Here is a 20,736-nt window from a genome sequence, read left to right on the forward strand (position 1 = left end):
CAGCCGTGGAGCAGCTCTGACATCTGCTCTACGGGGAGGGGCGGGCGGTCCGTCGCGGCGGAGGCCGACTTTTTTCGGACCGGTCGAGCCGGGCTACGGGAGAGGGGTGACGGGTGCCACGGGGCTCTCCGCCGGATTCGGCAGATCGGGGAGGTCCGGGAGGTCCGGGAGGGCGGGACGCTCCGGTACGGCCTGCGGGAGGTCGCGCACGTCCGGGGTGACGGGGATGTGGGGCAGTTCGGGTACTCCGGGCACCTCGGGCGCCAGTTCCGGCGCCGCGGACACCTCCGGCAGGGAAGGAACCGACAGCGGCAGCAGCGCACGGTCGCCCGGCGTACGCGTCGGCTCCGGGGTGCCGGTCCGCTCGGCGACCGGGCGCCCGGGCGCGTCCGGGGGTGCCACCGGCCCGGGTATGGCCGGTCGCCGCCACGCCTCCGGCGCCGGGGAGACCGATGTCCGGGGCGTCCCGGGAGCCGTGTCCTGCCCGTCCCCGTCGTAGGCGTACGGCAGCACGAACCCGGCCACCGCCAGAGTCGCCGCCGTGGACGCCAGCGCGACGGCCTGCGCCTGCGACGCCCCGCGCGGCCTGCCCCGGCCGCACAGGAACAGGGCGAGACCGAGCGTGCCGGCCAGCGAGTCGCGCAGCGTGCGGCGGGCCCGGGCCAGCAGCGACTCCACCGTCCGGTAGCTCAGGCCCATCCGCACGGCGACCTGACCGACGTCCAGGTCCTGCGACTTCAGCCGGAGCGCCTCCGCCTGGCGCGCGGGCAGCTCCCCGCTGCGCACCGCCAGCCACTTGGCCTCCGCCCGGTCGCACACCGCCTCCTCGACCGGCACCGGGCCGGGAGCGATCAGCGTCGGGCTGGTGCGCACCTCGGCCTCGCGGTTGACCTGCCGGTACCGGTCGACGCACAGCCGGATCGTCACCGTCGTCAGCCAGGCGGCGAGCCGCTCGTCGTCCAGGTCGGGGCGTTCCGCCGCGCGCAGCATCGCCTCGTGCACGGCGTCCTCGGCGTCCTCCGGGGACATCGACCGGCGGCGGGCCACCTTGAGCAGGTGCTCACGGTGGCTCCACATGTGCTCCCAGCGGTCGCGGGCCGCCTGTGTCTTCGCGGGAGTGTTCGTCGCCATGAGGGCCCCTTCGCGCTCATCCGCCGGCCGGCTCACCCGGCGGAGGGCGACATTACCGCCCGGTAGCCACGCTTGGGGAGGGGGCGGCGCCCATCGCGTCAGCTGCGGGCAGCAGGTCGCCGCCGGGCAGGTCGCCGCCGGGCAGGACGGCTCCGCTGCCGGGCAGGGGGAGCGGGGGCCGTGGCGACGGCCGCGTGGACGGGTGGCCGGTGGGGGACGGCCGTGGTCCTGCGGGGGAGGGGGCCGGTCCGGGCGACGGTGTACCGGATCCGTTGCCCGGGCGGCGGGTGCCCGGTGCGGGTGACGGCTCGCGCGGCACCGGCGGGGCGGTCGCGCGCTCCGCGCCGCGACCGCCCGGCGTCCCGGCGTCGGGCACGACCCGGTGGCCCGCCAGGAAGTACGCGAACCAGGCCCGGACCGTGCGGAGGTACGCCGTCGAGTGGTTGTAGCCGAGGATCGCCGCGTCCAGGTCGCCGGGCGTGGTCAGATTCCGGCCGCCCGCGCACAGATAGCGCCCGGCCGCGAGCGCCGCGTCGAAGACGTTGTGCGGGTCGGCCCGCCCGTCGCCGGTGCCGTCCGTGCCCCACACCGCCCAGGTCGACGGGATGAACTGCATCGGACCGACCGCACGGTCGTACGCCGTGTCCCTGTCGAGCGCACCCCCGTCGGTGTCCCGGATGAGGGCGAAGCCGTTGCCGTCGAGGCGTGGGCCGAGGATCGGCGCCCGCGTCGTACCGTCCTCGGTCACCCGCCCGCCGCGCGCCTGGCCGGACTCCACCTGCCCGATGGCGGCCAGCAACTGCCACTGAAGCCCGCAGCCGGGCGACATGTGCGCGAGGCGGGCCTCGGCCCGCCGGTAGGCGGCGAACACGCTCACCGGCAGCGCGCCGTCCACCTCTGGCGTCGTGGCCCGCCGTGCTCGCAGCGGCGGGAGCTCCGTGCGGTACGGGGCGTCCCCGGACACGCTCGGCCCGCGTCCGGTGCCGGGCTCCGGGTGGGCGGGCGCGGCGGCCCGCGCCGCCGGCGTGGCCCCCGGCGCCTGCGACGCGGTCAACGCCGCCAGCGCCGCCACCGCGATCGCCGTACCCTTCGCGCCCCTGACTCCGTGCCGTTCTGACATGCTGCTGCCCCTCCCTGTGCGGTCACTGCGGTCGATTGCTCTACGGGGAGGGGCCGCCCGTCCGTCGCCGGACGTGCCGGTGCGGCGACGGGAAGGGTGCAGGAGCGCTTTCCTGCGCCTGAGGGAGCGTTCCGGACCGCGATCCATACGGCACCCTCCTGCACCCCGGCAGGCGTTGCCGGTCACCGGCTGGGCGGCACAATGTGCCCGCAGGTGCTCTCCGGGTGGAGGGCTGAGAGGATGCAGGTCAACGACGCCATGGGGGCACAGTGCGACTGAAAGTGGAATTCACCACGGAACCCTTCGACCTCGACGAGGCGCCCGCGCATGCGCTGGTGGCCCGCGAGGTCATCGAGGCGGCCGAGCTGGACGCCGTGGACGTCGGCCCCTTCGGCAACACGGCCGAGGGTGGCGCCGAAGAGGTGCTGACCGCCGTGGACGCCCTGCTGCGCCGGGCGCTGAAGGCCGGCGCCACTCGCGTCTCGCTCCAGGTCAACGTGGTCGGGGAGGGCGACAGGTGACCGGCAACGAGTCCTTCATCGCCGCGGTGAAGCCGCTGGTCGACGCCATCGGCGGCGTGCTGATCGCCCCCGACGAGGCGAGTTCCGACGACGTCGTGCTGGCCTGGGAGGGCGTCGACGTGGTCGGCGTACGGCTGCCGCAGCTCGCCGACTCCCTCGACCACATCCTCGCGGCCATGGAGCGCAAGCAGGGCAAGCCGCTGTCCGAGCTCGACCGCAGGTCCAAGCAGGAGGTGGTGCGCATACTGGAGGCGCGGGGCGCCTTCTCGGTACGGCACGGAGTGGAGACGGTCGCGGGCGCGCTCGGCGTCAGCCGGTTCACCGTCTACAACTACCTCAACCGAGAGAAAGAGGCCTGACCAGGGCTTTGCCTCCGGTGTGCGACCGCCGTCCCGTGCTGTGCCGGGACGGCGGTTTTGTTACCCCGATTTTTCAACAAAGTGTTGACGTGATGTTTCGGAGGGCGTTAGCTATCCGCAGCCCGTTCAGTACGAAGGCCGACAAGGCCACGGAGGCTCCCGTGACGTCCACTTCCACGCCGCCGGGCCTGGCCCGCTTCAACGCCCTGGAGGAGCACGCGGCCTTCACCGCGTTGCACGAGGCGTGTGCCTCCACGACCTGGGCGAACCGGCTGCTCGCCGCCCGCCCCTACGCCATCGCCGAGGACCTCTACGGCGCCAGTGACGCCGCGATGGCCGACCTGACCACCGCGGACCTCGAGGAGGCCATGGCCGGGCACCCGCCGATCGGCCGCCCCAAACCCGGCGATCCGACCTCGGCCCGGGAGCAGCGCGGCATGGCCGGCGCCTCCGAGGAGCTCAGGGCGGAGATGCTCGAACTGAACCTGGCCTACCAGGAGAAGTTCGGCCATGTCTTCCTGATCTGCGCCACCGGCCGCACCGGCGAGCAGATGCGCGACGCGCTCAAGGAGCGGATCGGGCACTCACCGGAGCAGGAGCGGGAGATCGTCCGCACCGAACTGGGGAAGATCAACCGCATCCGACTGGCCCGACTCGTCGAAGAGGACGCCTGACACCATGAGCACCAGCACCACCGCCTCCGTGTCCACGCACATCCTGGACACCTCCGTCGGCCGCCCCGCCGAGGGCGTCGCCGTCCACCTTTCCGCCCGTGCCGGGCGCGAAGCGGACTGGAAGGCGCTCGGCGGTTCCGCGACCGACGCCGACGGCCGGTGCAAGGACCTTCCGGCCCTGCCGGAGGGGACGACCCACGTGCGGCTCGACTTCGCCGTCGAGACGTACTTCGAGAAGAAGCAAGCCGATGCGCAGCAGGACGCCCCCGCGAATCGGGACAGCGGACCCGGTGTGTTCTTCCCGGAGGTGGCGATCACGTTCGCCGTCGTGCCGGGCGAGCACTACCACGTGCCGCTGCTGCTCAACCCGTTCGGCTACTCCGTTTACCGAGGGAGCTAGCAGACATGCCCACGATCCTGGGACAGAACCAGTACGGCAAGGCCGAGAACCGAGTCGTAAAGATCACGCGGGACGGCGCCACCCACCACATCAAGGACCTGAACGTGTCGGTGGCCCTGAGCGGCGACATGGACGAGGTCCACTACTCCGGCTCCAACGCCAACGTGCTGCCGACCGACACCACCAAGAACACGGTGTACGCGTTCGCCAAGGAGCACGGCATCGAGTCCGCCGAGCAGTTCGGCATCCACCTCGCCCGGCACTTCGTCACCTCGCAGGAGCCGATCCACCGGGCCCGGATCCGCATCGAGGAGTACGCCTGGGAGCGGATCGAGACCTCCGACGCCAACTCCAAGTTCATCGGCGCGGACGAGGTCAAGCACTCCTTCGTCCGCAAGGGCCAGGAGACCCGGCTGACGCAGATCACCTACGACGGGTCGTCGTGGGAGGTCGTCTCGGGTCTGAAGGACCTGGTGGTGATGAACTCGACCAACTCCGAGTTCTGGGGCTACGTCAAGGACAAGTACACGACGCTCCAGGAGGCCTACGACCGCATCCTGGCCACCCAGGTCGCCGGCCGCTGGCGGTTCAACTGGACCGACGACGAGCAGCGGATGCCCCACTGGGAGAAGTCCTACGAGCAGGTCAGGAAGCACATGCTCCAGGCCTTCGCCGAGACGTACTCGCTGTCGCTGCAGCAGACGCTGTACCAGATGGGCTCGCGCATCATCAACAACCGCAGTGAGATCGACGAGGTCCGCTTCTCCCTCCCGAACAAGCACCACTTCCTGGTGGACCTGGAGCCGTTCGGGCTGAAGAACGACAACGAGGTGTACTTCGCCGCCGACCGCCCCTACGGCCTGATCGAGGCCACCATCCTCAGGGACGGCTGCGAGGCGAGGATCCCGACGGACCTCACCAACCTCTGATCGCCCCACCTTCGGCACCCGCGGCCGGCGCAGACGCAGGTTTCCGGCTCCCCGGCCGCGGCACTCAAAACTTCCAGGGTCCTGCCGTGCCCACCCCGACACAGTCCACTGAGCGAAAAGGACGAATCATGGCAGCAGCCCAGCGCATCGTCATCGAGAACTGTGCGATCGCGACCGTCGACGCCGACGACACCGAGTACGCCTCCGGGTACGTGGTCGTCGCGGACAACCGCATCGAGGCGCTCGGCTCGGGCAAGGCCCCCGAGGGCCTGGAGAACGTCGTACGCCGTATCGACGCCTCCGGCCACCTCGTGACCCCCGGTCTGGTCAACACCCACCACCACTTCTACCAGTGGATCACCCGGGGCCTGGCCACGGACCACAACCTCTTCAACTGGCTCGTCGCCCTGTACCCGGTCTGGGCGCGCATCGACGAGCAGATGACGTACGCGGCCGCACAGGGCTCGCTCGCCATGATGGCCCGCGGTGGCGTCACCACGGCGATGGACCACCACTACGTCTTCCCGCGGGGCTCCGGAGACCTGTCCGGCTCCATCATCCGCGCCGCCCGCGAGATGGGCGTCCGCTTCACCCTCGCCCGTGGCTCGATGGACCGCAGCGAGAAGGACGGCGGCCTGCCGCCGGACTTCGCCGTGGAGACCCTCGACGGCGCGCTCGCCGCGACCGAGGAGACCGTCAAGCAGCACCACGACGCCTCCTTCGACGCGATGACCCAGGTCGCCGTCGCCCCCTGCTCCCCGTTCTCCGTCTCCACCGACCTCCTGCGCCAGGGCGCCGAACTGGCCCGCCGGCTCGGCGTGCGCCTGCACACCCACGGCTCGGAGACCGTGGAGGAGGAGAAGTTCTGCCACGAGCTGTTCGGCATGGGCCCGACCGACTACTTCGAGTCCACCGGCTGGCTCGGCGAGGACGTGTGGATGGCGCACTGCGTCCACATGAACGACTCCGACATCGCCGCCTTCGGGCGCACGAAGACCGGCGTCGCCCACTGCCCCTCCTCCAACGCCCGCCTCGCCGCCGGCATCGCCCGCGTCCCCGACATGCTCGCCGCCGGCGTCCCGGTCGGCCTCGGTGTCGACGGCACCGCGTCGAACGAGTCCGGCGAACTCCACACCGAGCTGCGCAACGCCCTGCTCATCAACCGGCTCGGCGCCCACCGCGAGGCCGCCCTGAACGCCCGTCAGGCGCTGCGCCTCGGCACCTACGGTGGCGCCCAGGTGCTCGGCCGTGCCGACCAGACCGGCTCCCTGGAGCCCGGCAAGCTCGCCGACCTCGTGCTGTGGAAGATGGACACCCTCGCCCACGCCTCCATCGCCGACCCGGTGACCGCGCTGGTCTTCGGCGCCGCGGCCCCGGTCACGGCCTCGTTCGTGAACGGCCGCCAGATCGTCGAGGACGGCCGGCTGCTCACGGTCGACGAGGACGCCATCGCCCGTTCCACCCGGGACGAGGCGCAGCGGCTGGCGCGGATCGCCGCCCAGGGCTGACCTTCCCGAGACTCCGGCCGGGAGGGACGGCTCCCGGCCGGCAGCCGTGGACCCGAGCGGGGTCCATGGCGGCCGTGTCCGGGGCGCGCTCGCCACGAGTGCGCCCCGGAACGGTCCCCGTCACCCCCGGTCCCGCACGACCGGCGCACCACCTCCCTGAAACCCACGGCAGCCTTCCCGCGCGGCCGTGTACCCGACCGGAGGAGCCGCCGTGGCCGCTCAGCCCGATGCCGTACCGCCCACCGCCCCCGAGCAACGAGCCGTCCATCCCGTCGACGAGAAGCTCCCCGCCCTGAAGATGGCGACCAGCGGCCTGCAGCACGTCGCCGCCATGTACGCCGGAGTCGTCGCCCCGCCCCTGATCGTCGGCGCCGCGATCGGCCTCACCGCCGCCGAACTCACGTTCCTCACCGGCGCCTGCCTGTTCACCGCCGGCCTCGCCACCTTCCTCCAGACCATCGGCGTCTGGAAGATCGGCGCCAGACTGCCCTTCGTCAACGGCGTCACCTTCGCCGGTGTGGCCCCCATGACGGCGGTCGTCGCCGCCACCGACGACAAGTCCGACGCCCTGCCGATCATCTTCGGCGCCGTGATCGTGGCCGGACTCCTCGGCTTCCTCGCGGCGCCCTTCTTCAGCAAGATGGTCCGCTTCTTCCCGCCGGTGGTCACCGGCACCGTGATCACCCTGATCGGCATCTCCCTGCTGCCGGTCGCCTTCGGCTGGGCGCAGGGCGCGAGCCCCACCGCCGACGACTACGGTTCGGCCACCAACCTGGGCCTCGCCGCCGCCACACTGGTCATCGTCCTCGTGCTGCGCCGCTTCACCCGCGGCTTCGTCAAACAGATCGCCGTCCTGCTCGGCCTGGTCGCGGGCACCCTGGTCGCCGTGCCGCTCGGCGTCACGGACTTCGGGCCGGTCGCCGACGCGGACATCGTCGGCTTCCCCACCCCGTTCCACTTCGGCGCCCCGCAGTTCCAGATCGCCGCGATCGTCTCGCTGTGCGTGGTCATGGTGGTGTCGATGACCGAGTCGACGGCGGACATGCTGGCGCTCGGTGAGATCGTGGACCGCCCGGCGGACGAGAAGACCATCGCGGCCGGCCTGCGTGCCGACACCCTGGGCTCGGCGATCAGCCCCCTCTTCAACGGCTTCATGTGCAGCGCGTTCGCCCAGAACATCGGTCTGGTCGCCATGACGAAGATCCGCAGCCGGTACGTCGTCGCGGCCGGCGGCGGCTTCCTGGTGCTGATGGGCCTGTGCCCGATGGCCGCCTCGCTGATCGCCGTCGTACCGCGCCCGGTGCTCGGCGGCGCGGGCGTCGTCCTGTTCGGCTCGGTCGCCGCGAGCGGTATCCAGACCCTGGTCCGGGCCGGGCTCGACAAGGACAACAACGTGCTGATCGTCGCCGTCTCGCTCGCCGTCGGCATCATCCCGATCACCGCGCCGGAGTTCTACCACGCCTTCCCGGAGACCGCGAGGATCGTCCTCGACTCCGGCATCTCGACGGGCTGCGTCGCGGCGGTCCTGCTCAACCTGGTCTTCAACCACCTCGGCAAGCGGGCTCGCGAGGCCGACGAGGTCACGGCGCCGATGGAGCCGGTGACCACGCCATGAGGTTGGCGAACAGCTCGGCCTGCTCGATGGCGTCGTCGAGGGCGTGATGGGTGTGGCGCCGCCTGCTCAGCAGGTGGCGCGGCATCGTGCCCTTGGCGACCGACCGCAGGGGAAGGCCCGCCTTCGTGGCGTACAGCGTCTTCATGTCCAGGCACCCCGAGTGCCCGAAGGGGCTCGCGCCGGTGAAGCGGATCAGGTACCAGTACAGGAACGTCCAGTCGTACGACGCCGGGTAGCCGCACATCACCGGCTGGGCGCCCTCGGCGACCTCCCGCACCCACGCCGCGAACTCGGCGAGGGCGACCGGCGGTTCGGCTCCTTCACGGGTGAGGCGCTCCCGGTCGAGCCCGCTCACCGCGAGCGCCTCGGGGACGAACTCCTCACTGATCGGGCGGAATTCGCGGTAGAAGGTCCGCTCCTCCGGATCGGCGGCGGTGAAGCCGTCGGCGTCCTGCCGCCCGGCGGCCGCCGCACCCAGGCTCAGCATCGAATACGGCCCGGGGATAGGGCCGTCGGCCTCGATGTCCACGGAGATGTACAGGCTCGGTTTGATACGTCGTGGGGCCATGACCCCGAGCTTCGCAGCCCGGGGTCATGGCCCGCATCCGAAATTCAGGGGGCTCGGGGCGTGTCCTCAGTCCCGCATCCGAATTCACGGACGCTCGGGGCGTGTCCTCAGTACGGCCGTCGCCAGCGCCAGCGCCCCCACCGCGACCGCCGTCGCCACCCGGAACGCCAGCTGGTAGCCCTCCGCCGTGGCCGCCACCTGCTCCCCGCCCCCGGCGAGCAGCCCCTCGGTGTGGCTCGCCGCGAGGGTGGACAGCACCGCCAGACCCAGCGAACCGCCCACCACCTGCGTCGTGTTGAACAGCCCGGACGCCAGGCCCCCGTCCTCCTCGTGCGCCCCCGACATGGCGAGCCCGGTCAGCGAGGGCATCGCGGCCGCGAAACCGGCGGCGAGCAGCAGCAGCGGCGGGAGTACGTCGGTGAGGTACGAGCCGCCCACGGGGGCCCGGCTGAGCAGGGCCATGCCGACGGTGATCAGCACGAGCCCGGCCAGCAGGACCCGGTACGCCCCGAACCTGCCGATCGTGCGGGCCGACAGCCCCAGCATCAGCAGACCGATCGCGATCGGCGCCGGAAGGAAGGCCGTGCCGGTGGTCAACTCGTCGTAGCCGAGGACGCGTTGCAGATAGAGCGCGCCGATGAACTGGAAGCCGTACATCGTCGCGATCATCAGGATCTGCACGGCGTTCGCGCCGGTCAGCAGGCGGGAGCGGAACAGGCGCAGCCGCAGCAGCGGGCGTTCGGCGCGGGCCTGGCGGACGACGAACGCCGTGAAGAGGGCGGCGGTGAGCCCGGCCAGCAGCAGCGTGGCGGTCGGGCCGAGGTCGCCGGCGCCGGTGATCACGTAGACCAGGAGCATCAGCGCCCCGGTGACCAGCGCCGCCCCCGGATAGTCCGCGCCCTTGCCCAGCCCGGCTCCCCGCTCGGGGGCGAGGACGCGCACCGCCGCGAGCCAGGCGACGACACCGATGGGCAGGTTGATCAGAAAGATCCAGTGCCAGCCCAGGACCTGCGTCAACGCCCCGCCGAGAAACGTGCCGAGCGCCCCGCCCGCTGCGCCGACCGCGCTGAACACCGCGATGGCGCGAGCCTGTTCACGCGGCTCCGGAAAGAGCGCGACCAGCATGCCGAGCACCACGGCCGAGGTCATCGCCCCGCCGACGCCCTGCAGGGCGCGCGCCGCGATCAGCAGGCCCTGGCTGGTGGCCACTCCGCACAGCACCGACGCCGCGGTGAACACCGCGAGTCCGGTCGTGAACATCCGCTTGCGGCCCACCAGATCGCCCAGGCGGCCCGCCAGCAGAAGCAGCCCGCCGAAGGGGATCAGATAGGCGTTGACGACCCAGGCGAGGCCGGGGCCGCTGAAGCCGAGGTCGCTCTGAAGGGCGGGCATCGCCACGGTGACGATGTTGCCGTCCAGGATCGTCATCAGCGTCCCCGCGCACAGCACGACAAGGGCCGCCCAGCGGGAGTACGTTCGTTCCAGGGGGCGCTCGACGGCTTGTGCCGCGGTCTCCGTCAGGGACGACATGGCCGGTCTCCTCCGCAGTCTCCATAGGTGCACGACTTGTAACGGGGAACATCGTGGGTGACCATGGAGGCCGCCATAAGGAGGCACTTCAATGTCCCAGGGGAACACCGGTGTTACCGTCCAGGTCGTGAACGCGCACGCGTGCCCGGTGCGGGAAGTTCTTGACAGGGTGGCCGGTAAATGGGCCGTCCAGATCCTGGTCGCGGCCGCGCACGGCCCGATCCGTTTCACCGAGCTGGAGCGCAGCATCGAGGGGATCAGCCGCCGCATGCTGACCCTCACCCTGCGCAATCTGGAACGCGACGGGCTGGTGGTGCGGACCGTGCATCCCACGGTGCCGCCGAAGGTGGAGTACGAACTCACCCCCGTCGCCCGTGAGTTGCACGAGACGCTGCAACGGCTGACGGACTGGGCCGAGCGCAACCGGGTGTACATCGCCGAGGCACGGGCGTCGTACGACGCCGAGCACGATCCGGAACTGGTCGGCGCGTAGGGCCGACCGGCGTTGCTACAGCCCGAGCAGGCCCGGGTCGGTCGCCAGCTTCTTGAAGTACGACGGCGGATCGGCCAGCAGCCTGCGCTCCTTCAGGTCCAGCAACCCGCCGACGCCGACAAGCTCCGCCGCGGCCGTGCCGTCGGTCTTGCGGATCGTCTGGCGTATCGTGAACGTCTTGCCCTCGCCCCACTCGAAGGCGCACGTGACGTCGACCTCGTCGCCGGCCCGCAGTTCCCGCACATAGCGGATGGTCGTCTCCAGGGCCACCGGTCCCACGCCCGTGCCGATCAGACCGGCTTGGCCGATGCCCGCCGCGCGGAGCAGTGACCAGCGGGCGTGCTCGGCGTAGTTGAGGTAGACGGCCTGGTTGAGGTGGCCCTGCACATCGGTCTCGTACCCGCGGACCGTCACCCGGACGGAGAACGGTTCGGTCATGGCTTCCCCCTGCTGTGGTCGGCGCCGGGCACCCTCGATCTTGTCATGTCCATCATGCCCTCCGTCACGCCCTCCGCGGCGACGCCAGCAGAAACCGCCTCCGCGTCCGCGGTTCGGAGTGCTCACCGACCTGCCAGCCCGCCCGCTGAAGCGTGGCCGCGCAGGCCCGCAGCGCCTCGGGGTCCGGCTCGTGCACGGCGACGGCCTCCGGCTGCGGGGTCGCCCGCACCCGGTAGCCCGCGCTGTCCTGGCCGGCGGGCTCGTGCCCGGCGGCCTCCAGCGCGAGGGCGGCGGCCTGCACCAGATGCGTCCGCTCCCAGCCGCACGGCCGGTCCGTGGCACCGTCGGGATTGGTCATCCGGCGCAGCTCCAGCAGGCCCTGCCAGGCGCTGTGCACCTCACGGACGCGGGACGGACCGGCGTCCGGCGAGGTCTCCTCCCCGCCGACGCGGGCGGCGAACACACCGGTGTCCCCATCGGGCTCCGGCGCGGGCGCCTCGGCCTCCCGTAGGCGATGCCCCGCCGGTGTCAGGAAGTGGTCGTGCGGCGGTCGCGGATGACGGAAGGCCAGCCCTCGCTTCACCAGCGCCGCGAGCTGAGCCTCCGTGCCCCTGAGCCGCCCGGTCACCGGATCCGCGGCGTCGATGACACGCCGCTGGGCGGCGGTCGGCGATCGTGTCACGGCGTGCTCCCTCCGGGCGCTGGGCTGCGTCCCCACCGCTTCGAAGGCTACGACCCGGGTCTGACATTCCACGCCGCGATCACCGGCCGCCCATGCTCGGTGCCCAGCCGGCACACCGTCCCCGTCGCCAGCTGGAACAGCGCGCCGTCCGCCGGCGGCAGCCCCAGCCGCCGGGCGGTGAGCACCCGCAGGAAGTGCCCGTGGGACACCAGCACCACCACGCCCTCGGTGTTGGCGAGGGCGGCGTCCACCTTGCTCAGCATCCGGTCGGCGCGCGCCCCGACCTGCTCCGCGCTCTCCCCGGGATGCTCCGGCGGCCCCGGGACCACCCCGTCCCTGAACAGGAACCAGTCCGGCCGTTCCTGCTGAATGTCGACGGTGGTGATCCCCTCGTATCCCCCGTAGTCCCACTCCACCAGATCCGCGTCCACCCGCACCGCGCCGTGCAGCCCGATCAGCTCGGCCGTCTCCCGCGCCCGCTGCAGCGGGCTGACGAAGCAGGCCCCGATCCGGTGCGACCGGATCAGCGGGACCAGGCCGCGCGCCTCCTCCCGGCCGTGCTCGGTCAGCGGTACGTCCGTCAGCCCGGTGTGCCGCCCGGACCGCGACCACTCGGTCTCGCCGTGCCGCACCAGCATGATGTCACCCATGCGGCACACGCTATGCGCCGGGCGCTGGTGGCGCCTGCGATGACACATACCCGCGCCGCCGCATCAGGCGGAGACGTGTGCAGTGGCGTATTCACGCCGGTCATGGCCATATGCACCAGTCATGCGCGGTAGGTATATCGGTCCGACTGCCGTGATCAAGGGGGACGGGCGGGCGTGCGCCGGCGTGAGGAGATCACCAGTGCGGTGGACGTGGCTCGGGCTGGAAGGGGGATCGGGGCGCAACGCCTCGTGGACCTGCCTGGGCCGAGCGGTTCGCACCGGTGAGCCAGGCGTGTTCACGATTGACGCGCGGGGAACGATTCGCCCGCCGACCAGGTGGAGTCCCTGCGCCTGGCCGGACCCCACGAGCCGTCGGGCGACACCGCAGGGCACGCCGTACTGGAGGCCTTCCAGAGCGGCTCCGCGCTGACTGTGCGCGTCGCCGAGTTCGCGCAGCCACCCGACCCGCACCTGTGGGTGCTCAAGCAGCCGCCCGCCTTCCTCATCGAGGCACTGCGGGACCGGTTCCGCACCCTTCAGGACGCCCCTCTGGCCGCGCTGCTCGCCGAGGGACGCCCCGGCGGCGCTCCGGGGACGGCGGCCCCGCCGGCGGGTCTGCTCCCGGCGGGCGAGAGCACGCGGACGAGTTCTCCCGGCTGTCCGCCTCTCCCTGCTGCCACCGCGACGACATCGAGATCCGCCGCGGTCAACGAGGCAACTGGTACTGGCGCTGCTACAACCGCACCTGCCCGCACGGTACGGGAAACCGGGTGTGGAAACGGGACATCGTCGTGGACCGGCGGGGGAGGAAGGCACGGTGAGGCCGGTCGGTGTCGGTGATCTACGTCAACGCTCCGCGCCCGGTACGCAACCGGACGCGGGGCGTCGGCATGTCGTACGTCAGTGATCGGCGGCGTACGAGACGAAGGCGGCCCACTGCTGGGCCCCGAAACCGAGCTGGGGGCCCTGCGCGCGCTTCGAGTCCCGTACGTGAACGGTCTCGGGGGCGAAGGCGACCTCCACGCACTCCGGGCCTTCATTCGTGCTGTAGCTGCTCTTGAACCACTCCAGCGCGGAACCGTTCCCCGTCGAGGGGTTGCTCATCACGTCTCTCCCAGCACTTTCTCGATGAAGGCCAGTGACTCACGGGGGGTGAGGGCCTGGGCTCGGATGATGCCATAGTGGATCTCGGCCAGCTGGACCTCCTTGGGGTGCGAGATCAGCCGACTGATGAGGTGTGCCTCGTTGTGCCCCACGGTGTCTCCCTCCTTGAGCCGGAGCAGCTGAAACGGCCCCGCCAGACCGCCGTGGTCCTCACGATCCGTGGGCATCACCTGGATCTCCACGTTCCGTCGGGTGCCGACCTCCAACAGGCGTTCGAGCTGCTTCCGCATCACCATTCTGCCCCCGAGCGGGCGGCGCAGCGTCACCTCTTCCTGGACAAAACTGAAGACAGGTGCGGGCTGCCGGTCGAAGAGTTCCTGCCGCGCCAGGCGCGCCGTGACCAGCCGCTCCACCTCCTCCTCGCTGAACGGCGGACGCCGCATCCCGTACAGCGCCCTCGCGTAGTCCGGTGTCTGCAACAGGCCATGGACGACGGAGTTGGCGTAGGCGCACAGCTCCACCGCCTCCGCCTCCAACTTCGCCAGATCCCGCACCTTCTTCGGATACCGCGCCTGCTCCACGTCCTTCTTCAGCCCGATGAGCAGGCCACCGGCGTCCAATACGCGATCGGCCGCCTCCAGAAAGCCCGGACTCGGCGCCCGCCGCCCCCGCTCCACCGAGGACACCTGCTCCTCGCTGTAGCCGATGGCCGTCCCCAACTCCGCCTGCGTCAGCCCCGCCCGCTCGCGGCACATCTTGACGATCCTGCCGACCGTGCGCAGTACCGCCGCCGACTCCTCGTCATCGGTGTCGTACGGCTCCATGCCGTCACCGTTCTGCGGCCCCTGCCCCGTCACACCCATGCTGCTCCACCTCCACGTGCCGCGTCCTCAACTCCCGACCGGTGCACGGCGTAACGCCACGCCGCCCGGACGCGGCCGGACAGCGGCCGGACAGTGACGCTGAGTACCGCCGTCGTCACTGGTCAGGGTAGAGACGGCCGACGACGCTGAGTGACATGAACGCCGATATTGCCCACGCGACGGCACCCCACCCGGGACCCACCCAACCCACCACCCCCACCCGCCACTTCACCCTCCGCCTCTCGGCCACCCCCAGAGGCGTCCGCCTCGCCCGCCGCCTCGCCGCCGAACAACTCCACACCTGGGGCTGGCCGTACGACACGGAGGCCAGCCGCACAGCGGCACTGCTGGTGGCCGAACTCGCCACGAACGCGGCGGTGCACGGCCGGGTCAGGGGCCGCGGCTTCCGTCTCCGTCTCACCCTCCACCCCGAGGACGCCACGCTCCGCATCGAACTCACGGACCCCCGCCCCGACTGACTGGGACCGTTCGCCGTTACTGCCGGTACCCGCCGAGAAACCGCCCGATCCGCCCGATGGCCGCCTCCAGATCATCCGCGTGCGGCAACGTCAGGATGCGGAAGTGGTCGGGAGTGGGCCAGTTGAAGCCCGTGCCCTGGACCACCTGGATCTTCTCCCGAAGCAGCAGGTCCAGGACGAACTTCTCGTCGTCGTGGATCTTGTGCACCTTGGGGTCCAGGCGCGGGAACGCGTACAGCGCGCCCTGCGGCTTCACGCACGACACGCCGGGGATCTCGTTGAGCTTCTCCCACGCCACGTTGCGCTGCTCGTGCAGCCGGCCGCCCGGCGCGGTCAGCTCGTGGATGGACTGGCGGCCGCCGAGCGCCGCCTGGATGGCGTACTGCGCGGGCGCGTTGGAGCACAGCCGCATGGAGGCCAGCATGGTCAGGCCCTCCAGGTAGTCCCTGGCGTGCTGCCTGGGTCCGGTCACCACGAGCCAGCCGGAGCGGAAGCCCGCCACCCGGTACGTCTTCGACAGGCCGCAGAAGGTGAGGACCACGAGGTCCGGGGCGAGCGCGGCGGCCGAGTGGTGCACGGCGTCGTCGTACAGGATCTGGTCGTAGATCTCGTCGGCGAACACCATCAGGCCGTGCCTGCGGGCCAGGTCGAGGACGCCCTCGACGATCTCCTTCGGGTAGACCGCGCCGGTGGGGTTGTTCGGGTTGATGAGCACCACGGCCTTCGTCCGGTCCGTGATCTTCGACGCCATGTCGTCCAGGTCGGGGTACCACTCGGCCTGCTCGTCGCAGAGGTAGTGCACCGCCTTGCCGCCGGCGAGGGTGGTCACCGCCGTCCAGAGCGGGAAGTCGGGGGCGGGGATCAGGATCTCGTCGCCGTCCTCCACCAGCGCCTGGACGGCCATCGAGACGAGTTCGGAGACGCCGTTGCCGAGGAAGACGTCGTCGACGCCGACCTGCAGGCCGAGGTTCTGGTAGCGCTGGGCCACCGCGCGGCGGGCGGTGAGGATGCCGCGCGAGTCGGTGTAGCCGTGCGCCTGGGGCAGCATCCGGATCATGTCCTGGAGGATCTCCTCCGGCGCCTCGAAGCCGAAGAGCGCGGGGTTGCCGGTGTTGAGGCGCAGCACGCTGTGACCCGCCTCCTCCAGCGCATTGGCGTGTTCGATCACCGGGCCGCGGATCTCGTAACAGACCTCGCTCAGCTTGTTCGACTGCCGGAACTCCATGCGGTGCGCCCCTCCGGTTGTGGTGTTGCTTGGTTTTACCAAGTGTGAGCTTGGAAAGTCCAATGACATGTCTAGACTGCGTCGCATGCCACCTCGTCGAAGTTACGACCAGTACTGCTCCGCCGCCCGCGCGCTCGATGTCGTCGGCGACCGCTGGACCCTGCTGATCGTCCGTGAACTCCTCGCGGGCCCGCGCCGCTACACGGACCTGCACGCGGACCTGCCGGGCGTCAGCACGGACGTACTGGCCTCACGGCTGAAGGACATGGAGCGCGACGGGCTGACGACCAGGCGCCGGCTGCCGCCGCCCGGCGCGGCGTACGTCTACGAACTCACCCCGCGTGGCCGGGAGTTGCTGCCGGTGCTGCAAGCGCTCGGCGTCTGGGGGCAGGCCGGGCTCGGCGAGCGGCGGCCCACGGACGCGGTCCGCGCCCACTGGTTCGCGCTGCCCCTGCTTCGGGCGCTGGAGGGGGAGGGGCTCGTCGAAGTGCGGCTGGAGGAAGGCGACTTCCACCTGTACGTCGGTGCGGAGGGGGGGCCCGTGTACGGCGACGGACCCGCGCCGGGCGAACCCGACGCGGTGCTGGTTCTCGACACCGCCACATGTGCGGCGGTCGGCCGTGGCGAGGTGAGCGTGATCGACGCGGTCCGGGACGGACGGATCACGGTGACCGGTGAAGGCACGGTGGCCAAGGCGTTGCGGGAGGCGTGACGGAAAGGCAGAAGGCCCGCACTGGGCGGGCCTTCCGGTACGGCGTCAGGGTCGGCTCGGTCGCCCCGACCCCCGCGTCAGCGCATACCCCCCGACTCCGGCCAGCGCGGCCAGCGCGCCGCCCACCGCCGTCCACACCCAGCGGTCGGACCACCAGCCGGAGGCCCAGCCGTCCTCCGGCTCGATGCTCGACAGGACGGCCGAATCCTCCTGGTCCTTCTCCGACGTGACGGCGGCTCCCGGCACCAGCGGCTCGGCCAGCGCCCCGTCCACCGCCGCCGCGCCGCCGATCTCCTTGACGTCCACCCGCACCTCGGTGCTCACCGGCAGCCCCAGGTCCGACGTCGGCAGACCCACCGCCGTGAGACGGACGTAGTACGTGCCCGGCAGCGGGTCGTCGGCCCACGGCTCCGACCAGGCACGGACCGTGCGCATCGTGCACGCCAGCTCCACGGAGGCCGCGTCCGCCGGGGCGGTCCGCGTCTGGGACCCGTACTGGCAGGCCTGGCGGCGCCGCAGACCGTCGTACACGTCGATCTGCCAGGTCTCGGCGGCGTGGGTGTCGGGCAGCTTCACCGTCGCCCTGACGGTGGGCCGCCGGCCGGCGTCCGCCGGGAACGACCAGTAGAGGTAGTCGCCCGCGGAGCCGTTCGCCGTGGCCGTCTGTCCCGGGTCGAACTCGGTCGCCGTACGGAACGACGTGCCCGCCTCGGTCGGGGCGGCCGCGTCGTCGTCCGACGGGCTCGGCGACGGGGAGTCGGCCGCGGCCGGAGCGACGGCCCAGCCCAGCGCCAGCAGAGCGACGCCCAAAGCCCTTACGATACGCATCAGTTGGTCCTCCAGACCGCGACCCGCCAGCGTGACAGCCAGCCCCACAGCAGACCGGCGACGAAACCGGTCAGGACGAGGGCGCCGAGCAGCCACCAGCCGCGCCCGAGGCCGAAGGCCGCCACATCGGCCGCCGGCGAAGGCCCGTCGACGACGTCGATCGTCAGCTCCAGCGGCAGGCCGGGAGAGGTCTTCACGCCGGAGGCCGCCGAGAAGGAGTGGGTGACCTGAAGGCACACGCTCTCGGCCACGGGCTCGTCCGCGTCGCTGTCGCGCTTCGGGTAGCGCAGCCCCGTCGAGATCACGTCCGTACGGCCGTTGCCCGCCGCCTCACCCCGGACGATCTCGCGGCCCTTCGCCGTGACCGCCCGGAGCAGCACGCCGTAGGCCGGGGTGACGTCGCGGTCCGCCGACACGCTCACGGAGGCGCGCAGTTCCTGGCCGGGCAGCACATCCACCCGGTACCAGCGCTGCTGCCCGAACTCCTCGCGGTCCGTGAACAGGCCCGACTTCAGCGTCGGCGCCTGTGCGCACTGCTGCGCGCCCTCGGTGGCCACCGGTGTCACCACCGGGTCGGCGGCCCGGTCGACCAACTGGTTGACGCGGTCGGTGAGTTCGTCCGTGTGCTGCACCGAGGTGTAGGTGCCGCCGGTCGCCTCGGCGATGCAGCTCAGCTGCTGCCGCATCCTGGTGCTGGGCACCAGGCCGAGCGTGTCGATGGTCAGTCCGATGCCCTTGGCGGCGATCTCGCGGGCCACCTCGCACGGGTCGAGCGGGGCGCAGGTGTCCTCGCCGTCGCTGATCAGCACGATCCGCTTGGAGCCGGTGCCGCCGTCGAGGTCGCCGGCCGCCTGCAGCAGCGCCGGGCCGATCGGGGTCCAGCCGGTCGGCGCCAGGGTGGCCACGGCCGCCTTGGCCTCGGTGCGGTCCAGCGGGCCGACCGGGTAGAGCTGCGCGGTGTCCTTGCAGCCCGTCTTCTGGTCGTCGCCGGGGTAGTTGGCCCCCAGGGTGCGGATACCGAGCTGCACGTCCTCGGGCGTGGCGTCCAGCACCTCGTTGAACGCCTGCTTCGCCGCCGCCATCCGCGACCCGCCGTCGATGTCGCGCGCCCGCATCGAACCGCTGACATCCAGTACGAGGTCGACCTTGGGCGCGGCGGCCGTGGTCTCGTCGGCGAGCGCCGTCGACGGGAGCGCGATCCCCGCCGCCAGCGCGGCGAGCAGGGCGCAGGCCCCCGCCGCCAGCCGTTGTCTTGTGATCATCGGCGGATCCTATTGATCAGAGGTGTCGGGCTCCAAAACAGAAGATCGTCGGGCCCGCACGGCAGGCCGTCCGGCTCCCCAACAGCCGGTCAAAGAAGCGGATTGGGCAGCTCCGTCCACAGATCGCCGACCCGCCCCGGCGACAGCCGCATCAGCGTCAGCGCCTTCACCGGCAGGGGCTCCCCGCACAGCGCGGCGAGATCGGGGGTGCGCGGCAGCTCCCGTACGGCACTCTGCAGCGCCTCCTCCAGCGCCGGCCCCGACCCGGCGGTGGCGGCCAGGGCGCCCGCCACCAACGAGCCGAACAGCTTGCGCCGCAGCGCCGTCACATCGTCCGTGAGGATGCGGGCCGGCAGCTCCGGTACCGGGATGCCGTGCCGGGCGAGCCGGGCCGGGCTGACCCGGATGTCGGCCAGGTCCCGATAGACCAGCCGCACCGGCGTGCCGCTCCCGGACAGCACGACGAGCAGGTTCTGGCCGTGCGCCTCCAGCGCCACGCCCAGGTCCAGCAACCGCAGCCCGACGGTGAGGGTGAGCCGCGCGAACTCCCCCAGCCAGGCCGCGGACCGTGCGAGCCCCGTGTACGCGAGCGCCGCCACCGGCAGCACGCGCTCACCGGCGCCCCCGTACTCCCCGGGCGACTCCCGCAGCACGGCCGCCAGATCCGGCGACCCGTCCGTGACCGCGCCCAGCGTGCGCGTGACGTGCATCAGGCCGTCCGTGCGCGCCGCCAGTTCCTCCGCGAACGCCGAAAGGGTCATGGACGCGGCGACCGACGGCACCGAGATGTCCCGCACCGACGACGTCAGACGCGCGCTGAGCGCCGTCTTGACGTGCACGCCGTCGTCCAGGGCGAGAGTGCGCAGGGACATCAGCGGGTGCCCGGTGAGCCGCTCCTCGCACGTCCGCTTCAGCACGTGGGCCGCCTGCCAGGGATGCACCGGGATCAGCACGCGCCGCCCGTCGCGCATCCGGTCCGGCCAGGCCCCTGTCACCAGGCACGCCTCCGCCGGAACCGGCACCAGACCGAGTTCCACCACCGGACGGTGCTCGGGGGCGTGGGCGAGCTGCTCGGCCACCGAGAACCCCGGCCGGGAGCGGCAGTTCGGGTGGTACGGATGCCCGTCCACCACCCGCTGCTCCCACTCCCAGTCCTTTTCGGGCCACTCCTCCGGCCGAGCCGGCTGTGCCGCCCTTGACAGGGCCAGGGAGGCGGCGCTGTGGTCGAGGTCCACGGCGAGTTCCGCGCCGTGCGGTACCGCGAGATCCGTCATCAGCTGTGCCGGACGGTCGTACGGCACGCCGTCCAGCCGTACGGCGGTGACGTACGCGGCGGTCGCGTACGGGTCCGGCGCGGGTCCGTGCAGCCGGCGGCCGTCGCGCAGCCGCACGGTGACGCCGTCCGGCCCCGGCACACGGCCCTCGATCCAGGGGAGCGGCTCATGGGTGAGCGCACGCCACAGGCGCGTCAGTACGGCCGCCCGGGCGGCGGGCAGTTCGGCCGCGTACCGCGCGGCGAGGTCCGGGCGGACGACGGACAGTTCGTCGGCGACCCCGGCCTCGGCGGTGGGGGGACGGTGCACGGGCGGGCTCCTCGGGGGCGGGTCGGGCCAGGCCGGCCCGACCTGGGCGGTCACGGCGGCGG

At 71.9% G+C, this 20,736-nt stretch carries 22 protein-coding genes and 1 pseudogene; 10 read left to right on the plus strand and 13 right to left on the minus strand.

Going from position 1 to position 20,736, the window contains the following annotated elements; all coding sequences use genetic code 11:
• Window positions 1-93: 93 nt before the first annotated feature.
• Both ACIHCM_RS11935 and ACIHCM_RS11940 read right to left on the minus strand, forming a co-directional pair.
• Window positions 94-1,131: a sigma-70 family RNA polymerase sigma factor gene (locus ACIHCM_RS11935; protein WP_399893018.1), complete on the minus strand. Its 1,038-nt coding sequence runs from the start codon at window positions 1,129-1,131 to the stop codon at window positions 94-96.
• 52 nt (window positions 1,132-1,183) lie between these two features.
• Complete coding sequence (locus tag ACIHCM_RS11940) at window positions 1,184-2,251, minus strand: lytic transglycosylase domain-containing protein (protein WP_399893021.1); 1,068 nt, start codon at window positions 2,249-2,251, stop codon at window positions 1,184-1,186.
• Between the two features lie 269 nt (window positions 2,252-2,520).
• Here ACIHCM_RS11940 and ACIHCM_RS11945 point away from each other — a divergent pair, with 269 nt between their 5' ends.
• The 7 genes from ACIHCM_RS11945 (at window position 2,521) to ACIHCM_RS11975 (ending at window position 8,257) form a co-directional block, all read left to right on the plus strand.
• The gene (locus tag ACIHCM_RS11945; protein WP_399893024.1) at window positions 2,521-2,772 is read left to right on the plus strand and encodes a hypothetical protein; all 252 of its coding nucleotides are present in this window, start codon (window positions 2,521-2,523) and stop codon (window positions 2,770-2,772) included.
• The gene (locus ACIHCM_RS11950; protein WP_393107197.1) at window positions 2,769-3,131 is read left to right on the plus strand and encodes a helix-turn-helix domain-containing protein; all 363 of its coding nucleotides are present in this window, start codon (window positions 2,769-2,771) and stop codon (window positions 3,129-3,131) included. The genes ACIHCM_RS11945 and ACIHCM_RS11950 overlap by 4 nt, the downstream gene beginning before the upstream one ends.
• Window positions 3,132-3,292: 161 nt before the next feature.
• On the plus strand, window positions 3,293-3,805 hold the full coding sequence (uraD, locus tag ACIHCM_RS11955) for a 2-oxo-4-hydroxy-4-carboxy-5-ureidoimidazoline decarboxylase (protein ID WP_399893028.1): 513 nt from the start codon (window positions 3,293-3,295) through the stop codon (window positions 3,803-3,805).
• Between the two features lie 4 nt (window positions 3,806-3,809).
• A complete protein-coding gene (gene uraH / locus ACIHCM_RS11960; protein WP_399893031.1) occupies window positions 3,810-4,205 on the plus strand; it encodes a hydroxyisourate hydrolase in 396 nt (131 codons plus the stop codon).
• A 5-nt stretch (window positions 4,206-4,210) separates the two neighbouring features.
• Window positions 4,211-5,134 (plus strand): factor-independent urate hydroxylase, encoded by a 924-nt coding sequence (pucL, locus tag ACIHCM_RS11965; protein ID WP_399893035.1) that lies wholly within the window; start codon window positions 4,211-4,213, stop codon window positions 5,132-5,134.
• A gap of 128 nt (window positions 5,135-5,262) precedes the next feature.
• On the plus strand, window positions 5,263-6,642 hold the full coding sequence (locus ACIHCM_RS11970) for an 8-oxoguanine deaminase (RefSeq protein WP_399893038.1): 1,380 nt from the start codon (window positions 5,263-5,265) through the stop codon (window positions 6,640-6,642).
• A gap of 298 nt (window positions 6,643-6,940) precedes the next feature.
• Window positions 6,941-8,257 carry a nucleobase:cation symporter-2 family protein gene (locus tag ACIHCM_RS11975; RefSeq protein WP_399893397.1) on the plus strand — a complete coding sequence of 439 codons (1,317 nt, stop codon included), beginning with the start codon at window positions 6,941-6,943 and terminating at the stop codon, window positions 8,255-8,257.
• Here ACIHCM_RS11975 and ACIHCM_RS11980 read toward each other — a convergent pair.
• Both ACIHCM_RS11980 and ACIHCM_RS11985 read right to left on the minus strand, forming a co-directional pair.
• On the minus strand, window positions 8,223-8,825 hold the full coding sequence (locus tag ACIHCM_RS11980) for a 3'-5' exoribonuclease domain-containing protein (RefSeq protein WP_399893040.1): 603 nt from the start codon (window positions 8,823-8,825) through the stop codon (window positions 8,223-8,225). The genes ACIHCM_RS11975 and ACIHCM_RS11980 overlap by 35 nt on opposite strands.
• Before the next feature lie 84 nt (window positions 8,826-8,909).
• Window positions 8,910-10,355 carry an MFS transporter gene (locus ACIHCM_RS11985; protein WP_399893043.1) on the minus strand — a complete coding sequence of 482 codons (1,446 nt, stop codon included), beginning with the start codon at window positions 10,353-10,355 and terminating at the stop codon, window positions 8,910-8,912.
• A 91-nt stretch (window positions 10,356-10,446) separates the two neighbouring features.
• Between ACIHCM_RS11985 and ACIHCM_RS11990 the strand changes: the two genes are divergently transcribed.
• Entirely contained in the window at window positions 10,447-10,848 is a 402-nt protein-coding gene (locus tag ACIHCM_RS11990) for a winged helix-turn-helix transcriptional regulator (protein ID WP_399893046.1), read from the plus strand.
• Window positions 10,849-10,863: 15 nt separating this feature from the next.
• Here the strand turns inward: ACIHCM_RS11990 and ACIHCM_RS11995 are convergent, their stop codons facing one another.
• The 5 genes from ACIHCM_RS11995 to ACIHCM_RS12015 all read right to left on the minus strand — a co-directional run bounded on the left by ACIHCM_RS11995 (window position 10,864) and on the right by ACIHCM_RS12015 (window position 14,585).
• A complete protein-coding gene (locus ACIHCM_RS11995; RefSeq protein WP_399893049.1) occupies window positions 10,864-11,286 on the minus strand; it encodes an acyl-CoA thioesterase in 423 nt (140 codons plus the stop codon).
• Between the two features lie 64 nt (window positions 11,287-11,350).
• Window positions 11,351-11,968: a hypothetical protein gene (locus ACIHCM_RS12000; RefSeq protein ID WP_399893052.1), complete on the minus strand. Its 618-nt coding sequence runs from the start codon at window positions 11,966-11,968 to the stop codon at window positions 11,351-11,353.
• A 47-nt stretch (window positions 11,969-12,015) separates the two neighbouring features.
• Window positions 12,016-12,618: a histidine phosphatase family protein gene (locus ACIHCM_RS12005; protein ID WP_399893055.1), complete on the minus strand. Its 603-nt coding sequence runs from the start codon at window positions 12,616-12,618 to the stop codon at window positions 12,016-12,018.
• A 900-nt stretch (window positions 12,619-13,518) separates the two neighbouring features.
• Window positions 13,519-13,722 (minus strand): DUF397 domain-containing protein, encoded by a 204-nt coding sequence (locus tag ACIHCM_RS12010; RefSeq protein ID WP_399893058.1) that lies wholly within the window; start codon window positions 13,720-13,722, stop codon window positions 13,519-13,521.
• Window positions 13,722-14,585 (minus strand): Scr1 family TA system antitoxin-like transcriptional regulator, encoded by an 864-nt coding sequence (locus tag ACIHCM_RS12015; protein ID WP_399893061.1) that lies wholly within the window; start codon window positions 14,583-14,585, stop codon window positions 13,722-13,724. Before ACIHCM_RS12015 ends, ACIHCM_RS12010 begins: the two co-directional genes overlap by 1 nt.
• A 155-nt stretch (window positions 14,586-14,740) precedes the next feature.
• Between ACIHCM_RS12015 and ACIHCM_RS12020 the strand changes: the two are divergent.
• A pseudogene (locus ACIHCM_RS12020) lies at window positions 14,741-15,061 on the plus strand (ATP-binding protein); the annotation flags it as partial.
• A 19-nt stretch (window positions 15,062-15,080) separates the two neighbouring features.
• Here ACIHCM_RS12020 and ACIHCM_RS12025 read toward each other — a convergent pair.
• On the minus strand, window positions 15,081-16,289 hold the full coding sequence (locus ACIHCM_RS12025; RefSeq protein WP_399893064.1) for a pyridoxal phosphate-dependent aminotransferase: 1,209 nt from the start codon (window positions 16,287-16,289) through the stop codon (window positions 15,081-15,083).
• An 85-nt stretch (window positions 16,290-16,374) separates the two neighbouring features.
• Here ACIHCM_RS12025 and ACIHCM_RS12030 point away from each other — a divergent pair, with 85 nt between their 5' ends.
• Window positions 16,375-17,001, plus strand: coding sequence for a winged helix-turn-helix transcriptional regulator (locus ACIHCM_RS12030; RefSeq protein ID WP_399893067.1), 627 nt, complete (start codon window positions 16,375-16,377; stop codon window positions 16,999-17,001).
• Window positions 17,002-17,046: 45 nt separating this feature from the next.
• On the opposite strand, the gene ACIHCM_RS12035 is transcribed toward ACIHCM_RS12030, so the two are convergent.
• The 3 genes from ACIHCM_RS12035 to ACIHCM_RS12045 form a co-directional block, all read right to left on the minus strand.
• Window positions 17,047-17,829, minus strand: coding sequence for a hypothetical protein (locus ACIHCM_RS12035; RefSeq protein ID WP_399893070.1), 783 nt, complete (start codon window positions 17,827-17,829; stop codon window positions 17,047-17,049).
• Window positions 17,829-19,091 (minus strand): VWA domain-containing protein, encoded by a 1,263-nt coding sequence (locus ACIHCM_RS12040; protein WP_399893072.1) that lies wholly within the window; start codon window positions 19,089-19,091, stop codon window positions 17,829-17,831. Before ACIHCM_RS12040 ends, ACIHCM_RS12035 begins: the two co-directional genes overlap by 1 nt.
• 89 nt (window positions 19,092-19,180) lie before the next feature.
• Window positions 19,181-20,674, minus strand: coding sequence for an IucA/IucC family protein (locus ACIHCM_RS12045; protein WP_399893075.1), 1,494 nt, complete (start codon window positions 20,672-20,674; stop codon window positions 19,181-19,183).
• Window positions 20,675-20,736 lie beyond the last annotated feature (62 nt).

Origin of the sequence: Streptomyces sp. NPDC052023, from assembly GCF_044548465.1 — a bacterium.
GTDB lineage: Bacteria > Actinomycetota > Actinomycetes > Streptomycetales > Streptomycetaceae > Streptomyces.

What these genes read in the sequence shown, in the direction of transcription:
- ACIHCM_RS11935 (WP_399893018.1), bottom strand. Translation starts at nt 1,131, where the DNA reads ATGGCGACGAACACTCCCGCGAAGACACAGGCGGCCCGCGACCGCTGG.
- ACIHCM_RS11940 (WP_399893021.1), bottom strand. Translation starts at nt 2,251, where the DNA reads ATGTCAGAACGGCACGGAGTCAGGGGCGCGAAGGGTACGGCGATCGCG.
- uraH (WP_399893031.1), top strand. Translation starts at nt 3,810, where the DNA reads ATGAGCACCAGCACCACCGCCTCCGTGTCCACGCACATCCTGGACACC.
- pucL (WP_399893035.1), top strand. Translation starts at nt 4,211, where the DNA reads ATGCCCACGATCCTGGGACAGAACCAGTACGGCAAGGCCGAGAACCGA.
- ACIHCM_RS11970 (WP_399893038.1), top strand. Translation starts at nt 5,263, where the DNA reads ATGGCAGCAGCCCAGCGCATCGTCATCGAGAACTGTGCGATCGCGACC.
- ACIHCM_RS11975 (WP_399893397.1), top strand. Translation starts at nt 6,941, where the DNA reads ATGGCGACCAGCGGCCTGCAGCACGTCGCCGCCATGTACGCCGGAGTC.
- ACIHCM_RS11980 (WP_399893040.1), bottom strand. Translation starts at nt 8,825, where the DNA reads ATGGCCCCACGACGTATCAAACCGAGCCTGTACATCTCCGTGGACATC.
- ACIHCM_RS11985 (WP_399893043.1), bottom strand. Translation starts at nt 10,355, where the DNA reads ATGTCGTCCCTGACGGAGACCGCGGCACAAGCCGTCGAGCGCCCCCTG.
- ACIHCM_RS11990 (WP_399893046.1), top strand. Translation starts at nt 10,447, where the DNA reads ATGTCCCAGGGGAACACCGGTGTTACCGTCCAGGTCGTGAACGCGCAC.
- ACIHCM_RS11995 (WP_399893049.1), bottom strand. Translation starts at nt 11,286, where the DNA reads ATGACCGAACCGTTCTCCGTCCGGGTGACGGTCCGCGGGTACGAGACC.
- ACIHCM_RS12005 (WP_399893055.1), bottom strand. Translation starts at nt 12,618, where the DNA reads ATGGGTGACATCATGCTGGTGCGGCACGGCGAGACCGAGTGGTCGCGG.
- ACIHCM_RS12010 (WP_399893058.1), bottom strand. Translation starts at nt 13,722, where the DNA reads ATGAGCAACCCCTCGACGGGGAACGGTTCCGCGCTGGAGTGGTTCAAG.
- ACIHCM_RS12015 (WP_399893061.1), bottom strand. Translation starts at nt 14,585, where the DNA reads ATGGGTGTGACGGGGCAGGGGCCGCAGAACGGTGACGGCATGGAGCCG.
- ACIHCM_RS12025 (WP_399893064.1), bottom strand. Translation starts at nt 16,289, where the DNA reads ATGGAGTTCCGGCAGTCGAACAAGCTGAGCGAGGTCTGTTACGAGATC.
- ACIHCM_RS12030 (WP_399893067.1), top strand. Translation starts at nt 16,375, where the DNA reads ATGCCACCTCGTCGAAGTTACGACCAGTACTGCTCCGCCGCCCGCGCG.
- ACIHCM_RS12035 (WP_399893070.1), bottom strand. Translation starts at nt 17,829, where the DNA reads ATGCGTATCGTAAGGGCTTTGGGCGTCGCTCTGCTGGCGCTGGGCTGG.
- ACIHCM_RS12040 (WP_399893072.1), bottom strand. Translation starts at nt 19,091, where the DNA reads ATGATCACAAGACAACGGCTGGCGGCGGGGGCCTGCGCCCTGCTCGCC.